At 63.3% G+C, this 14,864-nt stretch carries 16 protein-coding genes and 2 tRNA genes; 5 read left to right on the top strand and 13 right to left on the bottom strand.

Annotated features, from left to right (window positions below; all coding sequences use genetic code 11):
• Positions 1-57 precede the first annotated feature (57 nt).
• From NKH91_RS18535 to rbsK, 3 genes are read left to right on the top strand one after another with little or no spacing between them, the layout of a single operon-like run.
• Positions 58-1,116, top strand: a complete 1,059-nt coding sequence (locus NKH91_RS18535) for an ABC transporter ATP-binding protein (RefSeq protein ID WP_352640079.1) — start codon at positions 58-60, stop codon at positions 1,114-1,116.
• Positions 1,117-1,147: 31 nt separating this feature from the next.
• Entirely contained in the window at positions 1,148-1,600 is a 453-nt protein-coding gene (locus NKH91_RS18530) for an RbsD/FucU family protein (RefSeq protein WP_352845076.1), read from the top strand.
• Between the two features lie 4 nt (positions 1,601-1,604).
• Entirely contained in the window at positions 1,605-2,546 is a 942-nt protein-coding gene (rbsK, locus tag NKH91_RS18525) for a ribokinase (RefSeq protein WP_352845075.1), read from the top strand.
• Positions 2,547-2,749: 203 nt separating this feature from the next.
• Here rbsK and NKH91_RS18520 read toward each other — a convergent pair.
• Positions 2,750-2,826: transfer RNA gene (locus tag NKH91_RS18520), tRNA-Asp, on the bottom strand.
• Between the two features lie 217 nt (positions 2,827-3,043).
• On the opposite strand from NKH91_RS18520, the gene NKH91_RS18515 reads away from it, so the two are divergent.
• Positions 3,044-3,119, top strand: a tRNA-Val gene (locus NKH91_RS18515).
• A gap of 299 nt (positions 3,120-3,418) precedes the next feature.
• The gene (locus NKH91_RS18510) at positions 3,419-3,745 is read left to right on the top strand and encodes a hypothetical protein (RefSeq protein WP_352481194.1); all 327 of its coding nucleotides are present in this window, start codon (positions 3,419-3,421) and stop codon (positions 3,743-3,745) included.
• Between the two features lie 85 nt (positions 3,746-3,830).
• Here the strand turns inward: NKH91_RS18510 and NKH91_RS18505 are convergent, their stop codons facing one another.
• From NKH91_RS18505 to NKH91_RS18450, 12 genes are all read right to left on the bottom strand, one after another.
• On the bottom strand, positions 3,831-4,478 hold the full coding sequence (locus tag NKH91_RS18505) for a GNAT family N-acetyltransferase (RefSeq protein WP_352845074.1): 648 nt from the start codon (positions 4,476-4,478) through the stop codon (positions 3,831-3,833).
• Positions 4,475-5,245, bottom strand: coding sequence for an SDR family oxidoreductase (locus tag NKH91_RS18500; protein ID WP_352481192.1), 771 nt, complete (start codon positions 5,243-5,245; stop codon positions 4,475-4,477). The genes NKH91_RS18505 and NKH91_RS18500 overlap by 4 nt, the downstream gene beginning before the upstream one ends.
• The gene (locus tag NKH91_RS18495; RefSeq protein ID WP_352845072.1) at positions 5,242-6,237 is read right to left on the bottom strand and encodes an ABC transporter permease; all 996 of its coding nucleotides are present in this window, start codon (positions 6,235-6,237) and stop codon (positions 5,242-5,244) included. The genes NKH91_RS18500 and NKH91_RS18495 overlap by 4 nt, the downstream gene beginning before the upstream one ends.
• A 163-nt stretch (positions 6,238-6,400) precedes the next feature.
• Positions 6,401-7,441, bottom strand: coding sequence for a sugar ABC transporter substrate-binding protein (locus NKH91_RS18490; RefSeq protein WP_352571438.1), 1,041 nt, complete (start codon positions 7,439-7,441; stop codon positions 6,401-6,403).
• Positions 7,442-7,481: 40 nt separating this feature from the next.
• Positions 7,482-8,246: an ATP-binding cassette domain-containing protein gene (locus tag NKH91_RS18485; RefSeq protein ID WP_023717343.1), complete on the bottom strand. Its 765-nt coding sequence runs from the start codon at positions 8,244-8,246 to the stop codon at positions 7,482-7,484.
• The gene (locus NKH91_RS18480; RefSeq protein WP_352884168.1) at positions 8,243-9,409 is read right to left on the bottom strand and encodes an ROK family transcriptional regulator; all 1,167 of its coding nucleotides are present in this window, start codon (positions 9,407-9,409) and stop codon (positions 8,243-8,245) included. Before NKH91_RS18480 ends, NKH91_RS18485 begins: the two co-directional genes overlap by 4 nt.
• A 111-nt stretch (positions 9,410-9,520) precedes the next feature.
• Entirely contained in the window at positions 9,521-10,276 is a 756-nt protein-coding gene (locus NKH91_RS18475) for an ABC transporter permease (RefSeq protein WP_023717344.1), read from the bottom strand.
• The gene (locus NKH91_RS18470) at positions 10,273-11,046 is read right to left on the bottom strand and encodes an ABC transporter ATP-binding protein (protein ID WP_352845071.1); all 774 of its coding nucleotides are present in this window, start codon (positions 11,044-11,046) and stop codon (positions 10,273-10,275) included. Before NKH91_RS18470 ends, NKH91_RS18475 begins: the two co-directional genes overlap by 4 nt.
• Positions 11,046-12,074 carry an ABC transporter substrate-binding protein gene (locus tag NKH91_RS18465; RefSeq protein ID WP_352481311.1) on the bottom strand — a complete coding sequence of 343 codons (1,029 nt, stop codon included), beginning with the start codon at positions 12,072-12,074 and terminating at the stop codon, positions 11,046-11,048. The genes NKH91_RS18470 and NKH91_RS18465 overlap by 1 nt, the downstream gene beginning before the upstream one ends.
• A gap of 82 nt (positions 12,075-12,156) precedes the next feature.
• Entirely contained in the window at positions 12,157-12,594 is a 438-nt protein-coding gene (locus NKH91_RS18460) for a VOC family protein (RefSeq protein ID WP_352845069.1), read from the bottom strand.
• Between the two features lie 2 nt (positions 12,595-12,596).
• Positions 12,597-13,337, bottom strand: a complete 741-nt coding sequence (locus NKH91_RS18455) for a FadR/GntR family transcriptional regulator (protein WP_352845067.1) — start codon at positions 13,335-13,337, stop codon at positions 12,597-12,599.
• Positions 13,334-14,770, bottom strand: coding sequence for an FAD-binding oxidoreductase (locus tag NKH91_RS18450; RefSeq protein ID WP_352845065.1), 1,437 nt, complete (start codon positions 14,768-14,770; stop codon positions 13,334-13,336). The genes NKH91_RS18455 and NKH91_RS18450 overlap by 4 nt, the downstream gene beginning before the upstream one ends.
• Between the last annotated feature and the right edge of the window lie 94 nt (positions 14,771-14,864).

Genomic DNA, 14,864 nt, shown 5'->3' with positions numbered 1-14,864 from the left:
ACCGACTTGCCCTCGCCGTTTGCGTTGTTTAGCTTCACGGCAACTGAAGGGGGAATGATGGCTCAAGTCGCGATCCGCAATGTGGCCAAGGCGTTCGGAACCGTCAAGGTTCTGCACGATGTCAGCGTCGACATCGCCGACGGACAGTTCGTGGTGCTGGTCGGGCCTTCCGGCTGCGGCAAGTCCACGCTGCTGAGGATGGTGGCCGGGCTGGAAACGGTTTCCGGCGGCACCATCGCCATCGGCGAGCGCGTCGTCAACCATTTGCCGCCGGCCAAGCGCGACATCGCCATGGTGTTCCAGAACTACGCGCTCTATCCGCACAAGACGGTCGAGCAGAACATGGCCTTTGCTCTCAAGCTGCGCAAAACTGATCCGGCGGTGGTCACTGAGCGGGTCAAGCGCGCCGCCGACATCCTCGACCTCAACCCCTACCTCAAGCGCTATCCGCGCCAGCTCTCGGGCGGCCAGCGCCAGCGCGTCGCCATGGGTCGCGCCATCGTGCGCAACCCGCAGGTGTTCCTGTTCGACGAGCCGCTCTCCAATCTCGATGCCAAGCTGCGTGTCCAGATGCGCACCGAGATCAAGGAACTGCACCAACGACTGAAGACCACCACCATCTACGTCACCCACGACCAGATCGAGGCCATGACCATGGCCGACAAGATCGTGGTGATGCGCGACGGTCGCATCGAACAGGTCGGCGCGCCGCTGGAATTGTTCGACCGGCCGGCCAATCTGTTTGTCGCCGGCTTCATCGGCTCGCCCTCGATGAACCTGCTCAAGGGCGTCGTGCGCAAGGGCGACAAGCCCGTCGTCGAGATCGCCGGGACGCCGTTCCCGATCGCATCGAGCAATACCGTGGAAGATGGCCGCAATGTCGTCTACGGCGTGCGGCCCGAGCATCTCGAAATCCATCCAGATGGTGTCCCAGCTAAGATTTCGGTGGTCGAGCCGACCGGTTCCGAGACTCTCGTGTTCCTGCGCTTCGGCGAGGGCGAGATGGTGGCGCTGTTCCGTGAACGCCACGAGTTCAAGCCGGGCGACACACTGCACCTGAAACCGCGGCTCGACCAGGTGCATCTCTTCGACGCAGAGACCGGCAAGCGGCTCTGATTTCGCCCCAGCAAACCTCGCGAGGAATACCATGCTCAAAGGAATCAATCCGCTGCTCAATGCCGATGTGCTGCAGGCGCTGCGGGCGATGGGTCACGGTGACGATCTGATCATCGCCGACACCAATTTCCCGTCCGATTCGGTGGCGCGGCAGACTGTGCTTGGCAAGCTGCTGCGCATCGACGCATCGGCAGCGGAGGTCGTCAAGGCGGTGCTGTCGCTTTATCCGCTGGACACCTTCGTCGACGATGCCGCCGCGCGCATGGAGATCGTCGGCAAGCCGGACGAGATTCCCGCCGTGCAGCAGGAAGTGCAACAAGAGATCGATGCCGCCGAGGGCAAGGCCTGGCCGATGATCTCGGTCGAGCGCTATGCCTTCTACGAACGCGCCAAGAAGGCCTATTGCGTCATCCAGACCGGCGAGCGCCGCTTCTATGGCTGCTTCGCATTCCGCAAGGGCGTCGTGCCGCCGGATGCGGAGTAGCGACATGCCGGGCAGACCGATCGTTATGAAGCCTGTTGTCATATTGGGCGTCTTCGTCGCCGACACGGCCTACCGCGCCGCCCGCCAGCCGCGCATCGGCGAGACGATCCTGGGCACGTCCTTCACGCTCGGCCCCGGCGGCAAGGGCTCGAACCAGGCGGTGGCGGCCGGCCGGCTCGGCGCCGACGTCACCTTTCTGACCCGCCTCGGCGTCGATCCCTTTGCCGAGATGGCGAGACAGACCTGGAACGCGGCCGGCGTGAAGAGCGCTGTCATCGACACACCGGAAAGCTACACCGGTGCCGCCTATATCTTCATCGAGGAGACGAGCGGCAACAACGCCATTATCGTCAGTCCCGGCGCGGCCATGCTGATTTCGCCCGCCGATATCGAGGCAAATGCCGAACTGATCCGCGCGGCCGGGGTCTTCGTCACCCAGCTCGAACAGCCGATCGAGGCGGCGATGCGGGCGCTGGAGATCGCGCGTGGGGCAGGGGTGACCACCATCCTCAACCCGGCGCCGGCGGCAAAGCTTCCAGACCGCATCTATACGCTTTGCGACTATGTCACGCCGAACGAAACCGAGGCCGAGGAACTGACCGGCATCAAGGTGTCCTCGATCGACGATGCCCGCCGTGCCGCCGACAGCCTGCTCGAGAAGGGCGTTGGCACGGTCATCGTGACGCTCGGCGAAAAGGGTGCGCTGCTGCACACGGCCGATCGATCCGAACATGTCGCAGCGGCCGCTGCCGGCCCGGTCATCGAGACCACCGGCGCGGGCGACGCCTTCAATGGCGGCTTGGCGGCGGCGCTGTCGAGGGGGATCGAACCCCTGCAGGCGGTGCGCTTCGCCTGCGCCGTCGCCGGCATCTCGGTGACGCGTCCAGGCACCGCGCCGTCCATGCCCGCGTTGCAGGAGGTCGAGGCGCTGCTCGCCAAGGGGTGAGTCCGTAGCTGAGGGACCAGACTGTGGGCAGGAAGCTCTTGTCTTGTGGCTCGGCGCGCTAGCAAGCAGGGCTGGTGGGTCGATGTAGAGATCGATCTCAGATTCAAAACCAATGAATCGGGATTACCTGACGAAGAAGACGGTTTTTGACAAATCAACGTCGACATTTCTCCGACACCAAGGGCCGTGGCCCGAAGGAGAAATGGCGCGAGTGACGGGGCTCGAACCCGCGACCTCCGGCGTGACAGGCCGGCACTCTAACCAACTGAGCTACACCCGCGCATGGACGAGCACGTGTCAGCCGTGTTCGTCGTTGGGGCGGTGGATAAGGGGTAAGCCACCGGGTGTCAAGCGGACCCGGACAGCATAACAGCAAACAGCAGAAGGTTTTTTGACACGCAGAACCTTGTCGCCGAAAGCTGCTCTCGGCCAAGCCGCTGGCCGCTCATTTGGCCTTGCGAAGCCGGTCCTAACTGCTTAAAGGTCCGGCCCGGAGCGGGCGATTAGCTCAGTTGGTAGAGCGCTTCGTTTACACCGAAGATGTCGGCGGTTCGAGCCCGTCATCGCCCACCATTTTCCTCAATGTGCTCAATCAGGGGCTACACCGCCCAAGCTGACCCGCCCGGCGCAACCTCTGATCGCAACCAATGGCTTCGCTGTTGTGCCGTATTTTCCGCCTGCAAATGCTCCGCGGCCCAGGCGAGACACATGTGACCACTACGCCACTAGGACTTTGGTCCGATCAAAGCGCCTTTCCGTAGGGACTTAAGTCTGATCTGGCGCTTCCCCATAAGGCAAACGATTGCCGAAAGATAAAACATGCAGTAATTTAGGGAGAACAGAAGAAAGCTGAATCATACTTGCACATGAGCATGGGCGGGAGCGAAAATATTCCTGGATGGCTTACGAGTCATCTTCCGGATGATGCCGTGATCGCAGGAGATCTCGCGGATAAGATATCGAAGGAGGCTGAAAAAAACCGGCTTCCAGGCGAACAGGTTGTGAAGACAACCCGCAGCGAAGAAGATATCCTTAAGAAGGCAACAGTTGAACCTTATCGCAGCACCACGGTTGCAGGAATTTTCGCCAATGGCTCATTCCTCGCGCTATTGGTATTAGCTATCTATCTGCTCTATGTGTTCTCGATTGTGGCGGGAGAAACGGTTGCGCATGTTCCTCTGCCGCCCACACCGAACTAGTAGGCACTCCGCCAAGACTGGAACTAGCCCGCACTGTGTTGAAACCTCCCGGTTCGATGCAACTTGAGCGATTGCTTGCCGCAGCTCAGCCTGCAATCGCCGGAGCCCGAGCAAGCCGTTTCGCCACATAAACACAACGCTTCGGCACCTGCACCACCTCAAACCCGATCGCCTTGTAGAACCTTAGCGCATCATCATTCTGCGGCATGACCTCGAGGTGAATGCCGGTTGAGCCGCTCGCGGCAAGGAACTGCTCGAGGAAAGCCATGGCGCGCCTGCCGATGCCTCTTCCGCGCGCCTGCGGCAAAAGGTCGATGTGGCCGTGCGACGGATAGGCCGCCAGTGCAGGCAGAACAGCGAAATCGGGGTGGTGGATCCGGTGCCGCGCCCAGTCGCTGCCGCGCCAGCGTGAGCTGTCGGGTTCGGGGTCGGTCACACGCCGCTGAATCTCCGGGTACCATTTTGATGCCAGGCTGGCGTTGAAAGCAACGGTGTCGGCTGCGCCAAGCAGATAGCCGGCGGCACCTGAGGGGCCGTCGACTATGAAGGCCAGTTCGGGTTCGAGCACTTGGTAGGGAATGGTGAAGAGCAGGCCGAGCAGGTCCGGGTCGTCCTCGCGGCCGCTGGCGTCCTTGCCGGCGTCGCCGGTCTTGAGACAGATTGCGGCAAGCGCTGCACGATCGGCGGCGGTCGCCCGGCGCAGGAAGAAACCGCCGCCGAAATCGACGATCATGGCGGCAGCAGCCGGAAATCCTTGCCCTCGGGCAAAAGCTGCCCGCCGTCGACGATAATGGTCGTGCCGGTGATGTAGCTGGCGTCGTCGGAGGCCAGGAACAGGAAGGCATTGGCCACGTCGCGCGGGCTGCCGAGGCGGCCGAGCGGGATGGCGTCTTCCATGTTCTTGATGAAGGCCGCACCGCGATGCCGCTCTATGCCTTCGGTGAGGATGTTGCCGGGCTCGACGCCGTTGACGGTGATGCCGTAGCCGGAGAATTCGAGCGCAGCCGAACGGATCAGCCCGTTGATGCCGGCCTTGGTCGCCGAATAATGGCCGTGGCCGGGACTGGTGACATGCGGGCCGGTGATCGAGGAGGTGAACAGCATGCGGCCAAAACGCTGTGCCTTCATCGGCACCAGCGCCGCGCGTGCGGCGACAAAGCTGCCGCGCAAATTCACCGCCATGACCCGGTCCCAATCGTCGGGACTGGTGTTTTCCAGCAATTGCCAGGGATAGATGCCGGCATTCTGGACCATGATGTCGAGCCGGCCGTGATGCGCTAGCGCCAGCGCCACGGCGGCTTGCGCATCGGCCATCTGTGAAATGTCGGTGTGTATGAAGGCGGCGCCGAGCTCGTCCGCAGTCGCTTGCCCGGCCTCAACCTCGGTATCGGCCAGGACAAGCGTCGCGCCCTCTTCGGCAAAGCGTTGTGCGATGCCCTTGCCGATGCCGCGCGCACTTCCGACGATCAGCGCGACCTTACCTTCCAGACGGCCGGTCATGCGAGCCTCTGGCGGATGGTTTGCTTGAAGGCGTCGAGCAGCACGGCGGCGAGGACGAGCAGGCCGTGGATCACCTGGGTGAAGTTGGCCGGCAGGCCCATCAAATTAATCGCCGTATTGATGGCCGAGAGCAGCAGCACGCCGGCATAGACGCCGGGCAAGGTGCCGACGCCGCCTTTCAGGCTGACGCCGCCGATGACGACCGCGGCGAAGGCGTTGAACAACAGGCCGACGCCGAGATTGGCGGTGGCGCCGGAGGTGCGGATTGCCAGCAGCCAGCCGGCAAGGCCGGCGATGGCGCCGGCCAGAACGAAGGCTATGACCAGGTTGCGGTTGACGCGGATGCCGGCGCGGAACGTCGCCGTCTCGTTGCCGCCGATCATGACCAGGTGCCTGCCGAAGGGCGTCTTGGCCATGATCAGCGAGAACACCACGAAGCACGCAATGGCGATCCAGGCAGTCAGCGGCAGGCCGCCCAGGCGCTGGATGCCGAACCAGCGGATTGCCGGCGCAAGGTCTTGTGCCGAGCGGCCACCGGAGACGACCAGCACCAGGCCGCGAACCCAGATGTAGGAGGCCAGCGTGATGATGAAGGCGCTCATCTTCACCCTGACCACCAGATAGCCGTTGAAGGCGCCGATGAGGCCGCCGACGGCAAGCGCGATGAGCAGCGAAACCGGAACCATCAGCCATTGCGGCTGCAACTGGATGCCAAGGCCGATGCCCGACGAGCAGAACAGGATGCCGACCGCCATGGCGCTGAGCGCCGCCACCGATTCGACCGACAGGTCCATATGGCCGGCGATGATGACCAGCGCCAGGCCGATCGACATGACGCCGAGCACGCTCGACGCCTCGATGATGTTGGCGAAGATGCCGAGCTGAAAATAGTTCGGGATAAGGATGGAAAAGACCACCAGCACGAAGACCAGCATGAACCAGACGAGATTGTCGAGGATGAACTCGAGGGTTTGGCGCGTGCGGGGGTTCATCTGCGGATCCGGTTGGCGCCGACCCCGAAAAACCACTCGGTTTTCGGAAAGATCAGGCGCGGTTGAAAATTGCTGCAACGTTCCCGTGCGCGTCCGTTCGAACGCACCAGGGCTGCAGGGTTGGCCCCGGGCCCTGTGTGGCCCGGAGCTTCTGGCGAGTTCGCTATTCGACCGGCTTTATGGTTTCGGTCGGCGGCTTCATGTTGCCCCAGAAGGCCGGGTTATCGACATTTTCCTTGGTGATCGCAGCTCCGGGGATCTTGATGTTCGGCCCCCACGCTTCCTTGGTCAGGGTCGATTTCAGGCCAAGCACATCATATTCGCCGGGCTTGATCTCCTGCTTGTTGACCACCTTGTCCATGAACATGGCGACCGCCGCGGCCTGGGCGTAGAGCGGCTGCTCGACTTCGACATTGAGCCAGCCCTTACGGATCAGGTCGAGGCCGACCGGAGCACCGTTCGAACTCATCAGCATGACGTCACCCGGCTTCTTGCCGGCGGCCTCGAGCGAGGCGACGGCAGCGACCGAAAGATGCGCGGCATGGCTGAAGATCAGGTCGATGTCGGGGTTGGCGAGCAGCTGGTCGTTGACGATGGTCCCGGCTGCATCCGCCGCCCATTGCATGGCCGGCAGCGAGATGATCTTGACGTCCGGGAACGCCTTCATCTTCTCCTCGAAACCCTTCTGGATATCGAGCGTATAGGGGTCGCCCGGATCGCCGAGCACCTGCAGGATCTTGCCTTTCACCGAGCCGTTTTTCGCGGTCAGGAGTTTTTGCGCCTGATCGGCGGCGACGTAGCCGATTTCGACGGTTCCGGCCACCGAGGTGAAGTCGGAAGGCGTCGAGGTGATCTGGCGGTCGAACTCGACGACCGGGATGCCGGCGGCACGGGCGGCCTCGATCGACGGTTTCAGCGCATTGAAATCGACGGCGGCAAGGATGATCGCCGACGGCTTGAGCGCGATGACGTCGTTCATCTGCGATTGCTGAGCGTCGGTCTTGTTGTCGGCGTTCAGCGTCTTCATCTCGTAGCCGACCTGCTTCAGGAACAATTCCAGCGCGCTCACCGAGCCGGTCTGGAACTCATCGAGCAGTGTCGGCACCATGTAGTAGACGGTGCCCTTGGACTGAGCGAATGCCGGCGTGAGCGTGGCAAAGGCCAGTGCCAGGATACCGAAGACGGAAAGAAGTATTTTCTTCATGTCGTTCGCTCCTCTTGCGCCGGACCCCTCATTTTGTCCCTCAGCTCGCCGGTCCGGCACCGGCAAGCGTCTCTCCGGTGATCATGTTGATCACCGCGTCGGGACTTGTTTTGTTGCGTGCGACATCGCCAGCCACGACGCCTTGCCGGATCACCACGATCCGGTCGGCGACCTGGAAGGCCTGTTGCATGATATGGGTGATGATGACGACGCCGATACCCTGGCTCGCCACCTGGCGGATCATGTCGAGGCCGCGCCGCGTCTGCTCGACACCGAGCGCTGCGAACGGCTCGTCGAGAAGCACCAGCTTGCCGCCAAAATGCACGAATCGGTTGAGCTCGATGGCCTGCCGCTGACCGCCGGAGAGGTGCTCGACATTGGTGCGAAGCGAGGGAATGCGGGTGCCGGCGCTGGCCAACGCCTTTTGCACCACCTGCTCCATGGCGCGCTCGTCGAGCACCGGAATGCCGAGAACCTTCCTGGTGATCTCGCGGCCCATGAAGAAATTGGCGACCACGTCGACATTGGTGCAAAGCGACAGGTCCTGGTAGACGGTCTCGATCCCCGCGGCCTTGGCCTCGGCAGGAGATTTGGCGAGGAATTCCTTGCCTTCGAACAGCATGCGGCCGGAGGTCGGCTCGAGCCCGCCGGCAATGATCTTGACCAGCGTCGATTTGCCGGCGCCGTTGTCGCCGAGCAGCGCCACCACTTCGCCCTTGCCGATCGAAAAGCTGATGCCTTTCAGTGCTTCGATGGCACCGTAATTCTTGGCAACGTTATCGAGCACCAGCAGCGGTTCGCTCATGCCGCGATCCCCTTGTTATGCAAGAGATCCCGCCCGCGTTCGCGTTCGGCGGTGAAGATCTGGCCGAAGCGTGGCGAAAGCACCCCTGAGACGGCAAGCGCTGCGGCGCCGCGCAACACCGCATGCTGGCCGCCGCGCGCGACGCTGACGCGGGGCGTCGTGCGGTCGCTTCGCGCCGAGACCGAGTTGGGCAGGTGCGCAGCTGCGCCGGCCAGTCTTTCGAGCAGGTCGGTGGACGCCAGCCCGCCAAGGATGATGGTTTCGGGGTCGAACAGGTTTTCGATGATGGTGATGGCGTTGCCGAAGATCGGCGCGATCTCGCTCACCCAGTCGGCGTCGGCGACGTTGCGGCGCCGCAGCGCCTCGAGCGAAAGATACCGTTCGAGGCAGCCGCGATTGCCACACGGGCAGGGCTCGCCGCCCGGCACCACGGGAATGTGGCCGATTTCGCCGGCATTGCCCCAGGCGCCGCGCAATGCGGCTCCGTCATGCACCATGACGCCGCCGAGGCCGACACCGAAATAGAGATAGTAATATTCGGAATAGGCCGTGCCGAGGCCATAGAGGCGCTCGCCGATGGCAGCCGCCGCCATGTCGGTTTCGAAAAAGGCCGGCAGCCCGGTCGAGGCGGCCAGCCGCTCGCGCAGCGCCACATCCTTCCAGCCGGTCATGGTGGTCGGACCGACAAAGCTCATGGACTCCACGCCAAACGGCCCGGGCAACGCCATGCCGATGCCGAGGACGCGGCCACCGGGCCGCAGTGCTGTCAATTCGAGTACCATGGCGCCGATCAGCTCGAAGGCGTGGTCGGGCGTTGCATTTGGGGCCTCGCGGTAGCTGCTCTCGATGACATCGCCGCTGAGGTTGATCAGCGCGGCATTGATGCCCAGCGGGGTGACGTGAATGCCGACGGCATAGCCGCCTTCCGGATTGATCCGCAGCGTTGCCGGGGGCAGGCCGCGCCCCTTGGGCTCTTCGCGCAGCGACAGCACGTAACCGTGCTCTTCCAGCTCGCGAACGATGGTCGACACCGTCTGCACGGTGAGCCCGACCCGCCTGGCAATGTCGCCGCGGGCGATCGGCCCGTGAAGGCGGATGGATTCGAGCACGATGCGCCGATTATACGGCCGCCCGAACTCCTGATTGGTTCCCCGCAGTGCCATGCCTTGCGCCCTCGAGAGAGGTCAGACTGGCACTGAAGATTTATTCAGTCAAATGGAATTCAAAAATAAATTTACAGCCCGCGCCTGGCGGATGGCCGCTCGACGGAATGGTCAATAGCGGATGGCACGGCGCTCCAGCAGAACCACGATTGCGAACATCGCGATCGACAAGGACGACGACAGCACGATCGCCGCATAGAGCCGGTCCGACTGATAGTTGAAGGTCGCCTGGATGATGAGCGCGCCGAGGCCCTTATCCGACCCGATCCACTCGCCGACAATGGCGCCGATCACGGCCGTGGCCGAAGCGATTCTCAGCGAGGAGAACAGCATCGGCAATGCTCTTGGCAGGCGCAGGCTCCAGAAGATCTCCCAGCGCGTAGCCGATAGCACCCGGAACAGTTCGTGCTCGTTGTCGCTGGCCGAGTCCAGCCCGCGAATCATGTTGACCAGCGTCGGGAAGAAGCAGATCACCGCCGCGATCACGATCTTCGGCGTCATGCCGAGCCCGAAGATCAGGATGATGATCGGCGACAGCGCCAGGATGGGGATGGTGTTGAAGAACAGCACGATCGGAAAATAGGCGGCCTGCAGGATGCGGCTGTGCACGAACAGCACCGCCAGCAGCACACCGGCAAAATTGCCGATGACAAATCCCGCCAGCGCCTCGATCAGCGTCGGCCAGAGATTGCTGAGTAGCAAAGCAAGACTCTTCCGGAACACGCCTGATATGGCCGTCGGCGTCGGTACGATATAGGCCGGCACGCCGAGCCATGGCAGCAGGAACTGCCAGGCGAGCAGGATCGAGGCCGCGCCAAAAACGGGCAGGGCGACGGCCAGCGCCGATGGCAAGGGCGCCTGCCTCATGAGGCCTGTTCCAGCGCGCCGCGCAGTTCGGCCATCGCGGCAACGATCGCCGGATCCTCGCGCGAACAGCGGTTGCCTGCCTGCTTGAACGGCCGCATGTCGAGGTCTCTGGCCAGGCGGCCCGGATTGGCGGCGAGAACGATGACCCGTTCTCCGAGATAGGCGGCTTCGGCGATCGAATGAGTAACGAAAAGGATGGTCGCGCCGGTGCGCCGCCACAACGACAAAAGCTCGTCGTTGAGGCGGTCGCGGGTGATCTCGTCCAGCGCACCGAAGGGCTCGTCCATCAAAAGCAGCCTGGGTTGCCCGAGCAGTGACCGGGCGATCGCCACGCGCTGGCGCTGGCCGCCGGACAATTGGTGCGGCAGACGCTCACCGAACCCGGCAAGCCCCATCAGATCAAGCAGCTCGTCGGTTCGATCGTCTATTGTCCGGGTAAGCCGGCCTTGTCCGACATCGAGCGGCAGGCGGACGTTGTCGCGCACGGTGCGCCAGGGCAGCAGGGTCGAGTCCTGGAAGACGAAACCGACATCGCGCCGCGAACGGACAGCATGCGGTGTGTCGCCAAGCACGATGATCGAGCCGCCGAGCGGATCGAGCAAGTCGGCCACCACCCTGAGGAACGTCGACTTGCCGCATCCCGAAGGTCCAAGGATCGACAGGAAGGAGCCGGCCTCGACCGACAGGTCGAGACCGGAGAGCACTTTCACCACCGGCTGCCGGCCGCTATAGCCGACATCCAGCCTGCGGGCCTCGATCGCGTTCGCCATCAAGCCGCGGGCGCGTCGAGCTTGGGTCGGTCGGCGGCCGACAATTCGAGTATCTTGGTGGTGTAGACATCGGCTGCCGCGGGCCGGCCGTTCGGGTATTGGCCGACCTTGTCCAGCAGCGCCAGCTGCTCCTCGATCGAGGCGGGATCGAAGGTTCCCCATCCGTCCTTGGCGGTTGCACCGTCAAAGGAGAGTTTCAGCACCAGATTGATCGTCTTCTGCTCCCAGCCAAGGTCCATTTCCGGATAGGCTTCGACCATCTTCTTGACTGCTTCCTGCGGATTGGCGTGCACCCAGCCCCAGCCCTTGGCGACGGCGCCGATGAATTTCGCCAGCATTTCCGCATCCTGTTCGATCGCTGTGTCGGTAGCGAAATACACGTCGGCATAGGAGTTCAGCCCGAGATCGCGCACCAGAAGATCGATCCGGTCGTCGCCGACGACGCTCAGCGCCTGGGTGTTGGTGATCCATCCGCCAATCGCGTCGACGTCGCCGCGCACCAGCGGCGCCTTGTCGAAGCCGACATTGACGACGGTGACCTCGGACGGATCAATACCGTTCTTGGCCAGGATCTCATCGATGACGAAGCGCGCCGTCGGCTGGATGCCGATCTTCTTTCCCTTGAGATCGGCCACGCCGCGGATCGGCTTGGCAGGCTTCGAAGTGAAGGCATAGGGACCGGTGCGGAAGCCGCAGGCGATGATCTTCACCGGCACGCCGCTGGCACGCGCCGCGTAGAGCTGCGGCGTTTCGGAAAACTGGCCGAGTTGTGCGGCGCCCGAAATCACCGGCGGCACCGTCGCCGCATTGGGACCGCCCGGGCTGAATTCCACCTCGAGGCCCACCTCCTTGAAATAGCCGTTGGCGACGGCTGCGATGTCGCCAATCTGTCCGTTGGACATCAGCCAATCATACTGGATGACGACCTTTCCGGCAGCCTTGGCGCCCGGCGTCAGCACGAGCTGCATTCCGGCCGAAGCTGCCGCGACGGCGGCGAAGCCGGCTTTCACGAAGCTGCGGCGGTTCATGTCGTAGTCTCTGTTCCCACTCATTTTTCGCTCCTGTTGCAAGACGTTCTCGTCTCTTCATTTTTCCGTGGCGCGGCGTCGTCTACGGCTGTTCGTCGTGATAGTCGCCGGGGCCGCCGTCGAGCCAGGCGTATAGTTCCCAAAGCGTGTCGTCGGGATCGGTGAAATATGCGCAGCGCGCGTTCCAGACATAATCCTCCGGCGGGCCGGAGAAGGGCACGCCCTTGGCTGCCAGTTCGCCATGGAGCCGGTCGATCTCGCCGGGCGCGTCTAGCCTGACCGCCACGCAGACCTTGTGCGCCTGGCGCGGCGACCTCAATTTCGAGACGCCGGTGTGCCGGTTGATGTGGTCGATCTCCCACGCCGCCAGCGTGACGCCCTCGCCATGAAAGTCGGCAAAGCCCTCGGCGCGGCGCCGCAGGCGAAAGCCGAGTTTCTCGACGTAGAATTCAACCGTCCGCTCGATATTTTCGACGAGCAGGCAGACGTCCGAAATCGCATATGCGCCTCCGACCGGCATGGCTACCTCCCTGTGCTGTGCGCGGCGCGCGATGCTGGCAGCTTGACGCCGACGCGGTCGGCGGCGCCGACGATGTGGGCGCGCATCGCCGCCTCGGCGGCCGTGGGATCGCCCGCGACCAGCGCTTCGTAGATGCGCACATGCTCCCCGACATTGACTTCGACCAGGTCGTGCAGCGGATTGGTGAGGCGTGCGTAGTGGATCGAGCGGCGGATCTGCTCGCAAACGAAGGAGATAAAGGTGTGGATGTAATTGTTGCCGGTCGCCCGCGCGATCTCGCGATGGAACAAAAGGTCGGCGTCGATGCTGCCTTCTTCCCAGCGCTCCTCGCCGCTCATCCGGTCTAGCGCCGCCTTGATTGCGTCGAGGTGCTCCTGTCCGCGCCGTTCGGCGGCGAGCGCAGCTGACTCGGCTTCCAGTATGCAACGCAGCTCGAACAGCCGTTCCATATTCCCGGTCGCTTTCAGCGCCTCGCCATCGATGCGGATCGAGGCGCGCTGCTCCGGCGCCAGCACGAAGGCGCCGACGCCTTGCCGGGCTTCGATCATGCCATCAGCCCTGAGTTGAGCGATCGCCTCGCGCACCACATTGCGACTGACGCCGAATTTTTCCGAGAGCTGCTGCTCGGTCGGCAGCCGCGTGCCCGGATTGAGCTCGCCGGATTCGATCTCGCGGCTGAGGAACGCGGCGACGCGATGCGGCAGCGCCTCGACCCTGCCGATAGCGGCCAGTCTTTGCTTCATGGAAAGGTCTCCGTCGATGGCAGAAGGCAGCCGGGATTCATCAATCCCTGAGGGTCGATCGTTGTTTTGAGCGCCGTGACGAGCCGGCGATGGGCAGGCGCCAGGCCGGCCCAGAAAGTGCGATGACGGGTGCGGCCGATGCCGTGCTCGGCGCTGATCGACCCGCCAAGCGCGCCGACAATCTGGTAGAGCCCGGCGGTGATCTCCGCGCCCTGGGCACGAGCTTCCCCCTCGGCGAGCCCAAGCGGTGGCAGGACGTTGAAATGGATATTGCCGTCGCCGGCATGGCCATAGGCCTGCGGCAGCCAGCCTGGATGTTCCAGCGCCACGAATTGGCGGGCCTGATCGATGAGGGCAGGGATGTCCGATATCCTGACCGCAAGGTCGGTGCGCACATGGTAGCCGCGTCTTACCTGGCCCTCGACCAGCCCTTCGCGGATGGCCCAGAAGGCCCTGGCCTGTGCGACGCTTTCAGCAAGGACGGCCTCGGCAACCAGACCGCTCTCAATGGCTCCGGCCAGGAAATCGACCAGCATGGAGCGCAGATCGACCGTAGCACTTGCGGAGAGTTCGATCAGCACGTGGACGGGAGCTTCGACCGGCGAAACGATGTTGGCATCGATCAAGCGCGCGAGGTCGATGCACTCCGATCCAATGATCTCGAAGGCCGAAATCAGATCGGATGAGGCCCGGCGAGCCTGCCGGAACAGGGTGATGGCCGCTTCGAACGAAACGAGACCGAGATAAGCGGTCTCGACCCGGGCCGGTTTCGGAAACAGCTTGAGCTCGACGCCGGTGATGATGCCGAGCGTTCCTTCGCTGCCGATGAAGAGCTGCTTCAGGTCGTAGCCGCGATTGTCCTTGCGCAGGCCGGAAAAGCCGCTCCACAACTCGCCGTCGGGCAGGACGACTTCGAGGCCGAGGATGATATCGCGCGCCATGCCATAGCGCAGCACGTTGGTGCCGCCGGCATTGCTGGCCGCATTGCCGCCGATCTGGCAGCTTCCCTGCGCGCCGAGCGCCAGCGGAAACAGGCAATCCTCTGCTTCTGCCGCATCCTTGATGTGCTGCAGGATGCAGCCGGCATCGGCCTGCAGGACGAAATTGTCGGCGTCGACGAGACGGATGCCGTTCAACCGCTCCAGACTGACGATTACCGCGCCACGGGTGTCAATGTCGATTGCACCCGCCACCAGCCCGGTGTTCCCGCCCTGTGGGATGATTCCGAGCCCGAGCGTGCCGCAGAGCCGCGCCACAGCCTGGACTTCGCTGACGGAAGCAGGCTTCAGCACCGCAAGGGCTCCGCCGCGATGATCCCCGGACCAGTCCAAAAGGTATTTCGCCATGCCGGCAGCGTCGGCGGTCACGCCGCTTTGTCCGACAGCGCCCTCCAGAGCATTCAGAATTTCAGGCGGGATACCATGAACGGTCATTACAAGCCTGCTGGACTAAGGCATAGGCTTATACATATCATCCTACAACTGCGTCGGAGTCAACGCTGTGGGGCAGAGGCCCTCAAGGGCTGGA

This window comes from Mesorhizobium sp. M0894 (assembly GCF_040319725.1).
In the GTDB taxonomy this organism is placed as follows: Bacteria; Pseudomonadota; Alphaproteobacteria; order Rhizobiales; family Rhizobiaceae; genus Mesorhizobium.
The sequence above is the reverse complement of the archived record's forward strand: the minus strand, read 5'-3'. Positions and strand labels throughout refer to the sequence as shown.

Excerpts from the sequence above, each read along its gene's own strand:
- NKH91_RS18480 (WP_352884168.1), bottom strand. The coding sequence starts at position 9,409 with ATGGCACTGCGGGGAACCAATCAGGAGTTCGGGCGGCCGTATAATCGG.
- NKH91_RS18450 (WP_352845065.1), bottom strand. The coding sequence starts at position 14,770 with ATGACCGTTCATGGTATCCCGCCTGAAATTCTGAATGCTCTGGAGGGC.
- rbsK (WP_352845075.1), top strand. The coding sequence starts at position 1,605 with ATGCCGGGCAGACCGATCGTTATGAAGCCTGTTGTCATATTGGGCGTC.
- NKH91_RS18465 (WP_352481311.1), bottom strand. The coding sequence starts at position 12,074 with ATGAACCGCCGCAGCTTCGTGAAAGCCGGCTTCGCCGCCGTCGCGGCA.
- NKH91_RS18455 (WP_352845067.1), bottom strand. The coding sequence starts at position 13,337 with ATGAAGCAAAGACTGGCCGCTATCGGCAGGGTCGAGGCGCTGCCGCAT.
- NKH91_RS18500 (WP_352481192.1), bottom strand. The coding sequence starts at position 5,245 with ATGACCGGCCGTCTGGAAGGTAAGGTCGCGCTGATCGTCGGAAGTGCG.
- NKH91_RS18535 (WP_352640079.1), top strand. The coding sequence starts at position 58 with ATGGCTCAAGTCGCGATCCGCAATGTGGCCAAGGCGTTCGGAACCGTC.
- NKH91_RS18490 (WP_352571438.1), bottom strand. The coding sequence starts at position 7,441 with ATGAAGAAAATACTTCTTTCCGTCTTCGGTATCCTGGCACTGGCCTTT.
- NKH91_RS18470 (WP_352845071.1), bottom strand. The coding sequence starts at position 11,046 with ATGGCGAACGCGATCGAGGCCCGCAGGCTGGATGTCGGCTATAGCGGC.
- NKH91_RS18495 (WP_352845072.1), bottom strand. The coding sequence starts at position 6,237 with ATGAACCCCCGCACGCGCCAAACCCTCGAGTTCATCCTCGACAATCTC.
- NKH91_RS18460 (WP_352845069.1), bottom strand. The coding sequence starts at position 12,594 with ATGCCGGTCGGAGGCGCATATGCGATTTCGGACGTCTGCCTGCTCGTC.
- NKH91_RS18510 (WP_352481194.1), top strand. The coding sequence starts at position 3,419 with ATGGGCGGGAGCGAAAATATTCCTGGATGGCTTACGAGTCATCTTCCG.
- NKH91_RS18485 (WP_023717343.1), bottom strand. The coding sequence starts at position 8,246 with ATGAGCGAACCGCTGCTGGTGCTCGATAACGTTGCCAAGAATTACGGT.
- NKH91_RS18505 (WP_352845074.1), bottom strand. The coding sequence starts at position 4,478 with ATGATCGTCGATTTCGGCGGCGGTTTCTTCCTGCGCCGGGCGACCGCC.
- NKH91_RS18475 (WP_023717344.1), bottom strand. The coding sequence starts at position 10,276 with ATGAGGCAGGCGCCCTTGCCATCGGCGCTGGCCGTCGCCCTGCCCGTT.
- NKH91_RS18530 (WP_352845076.1), top strand. The coding sequence starts at position 1,148 with ATGCTCAAAGGAATCAATCCGCTGCTCAATGCCGATGTGCTGCAGGCG.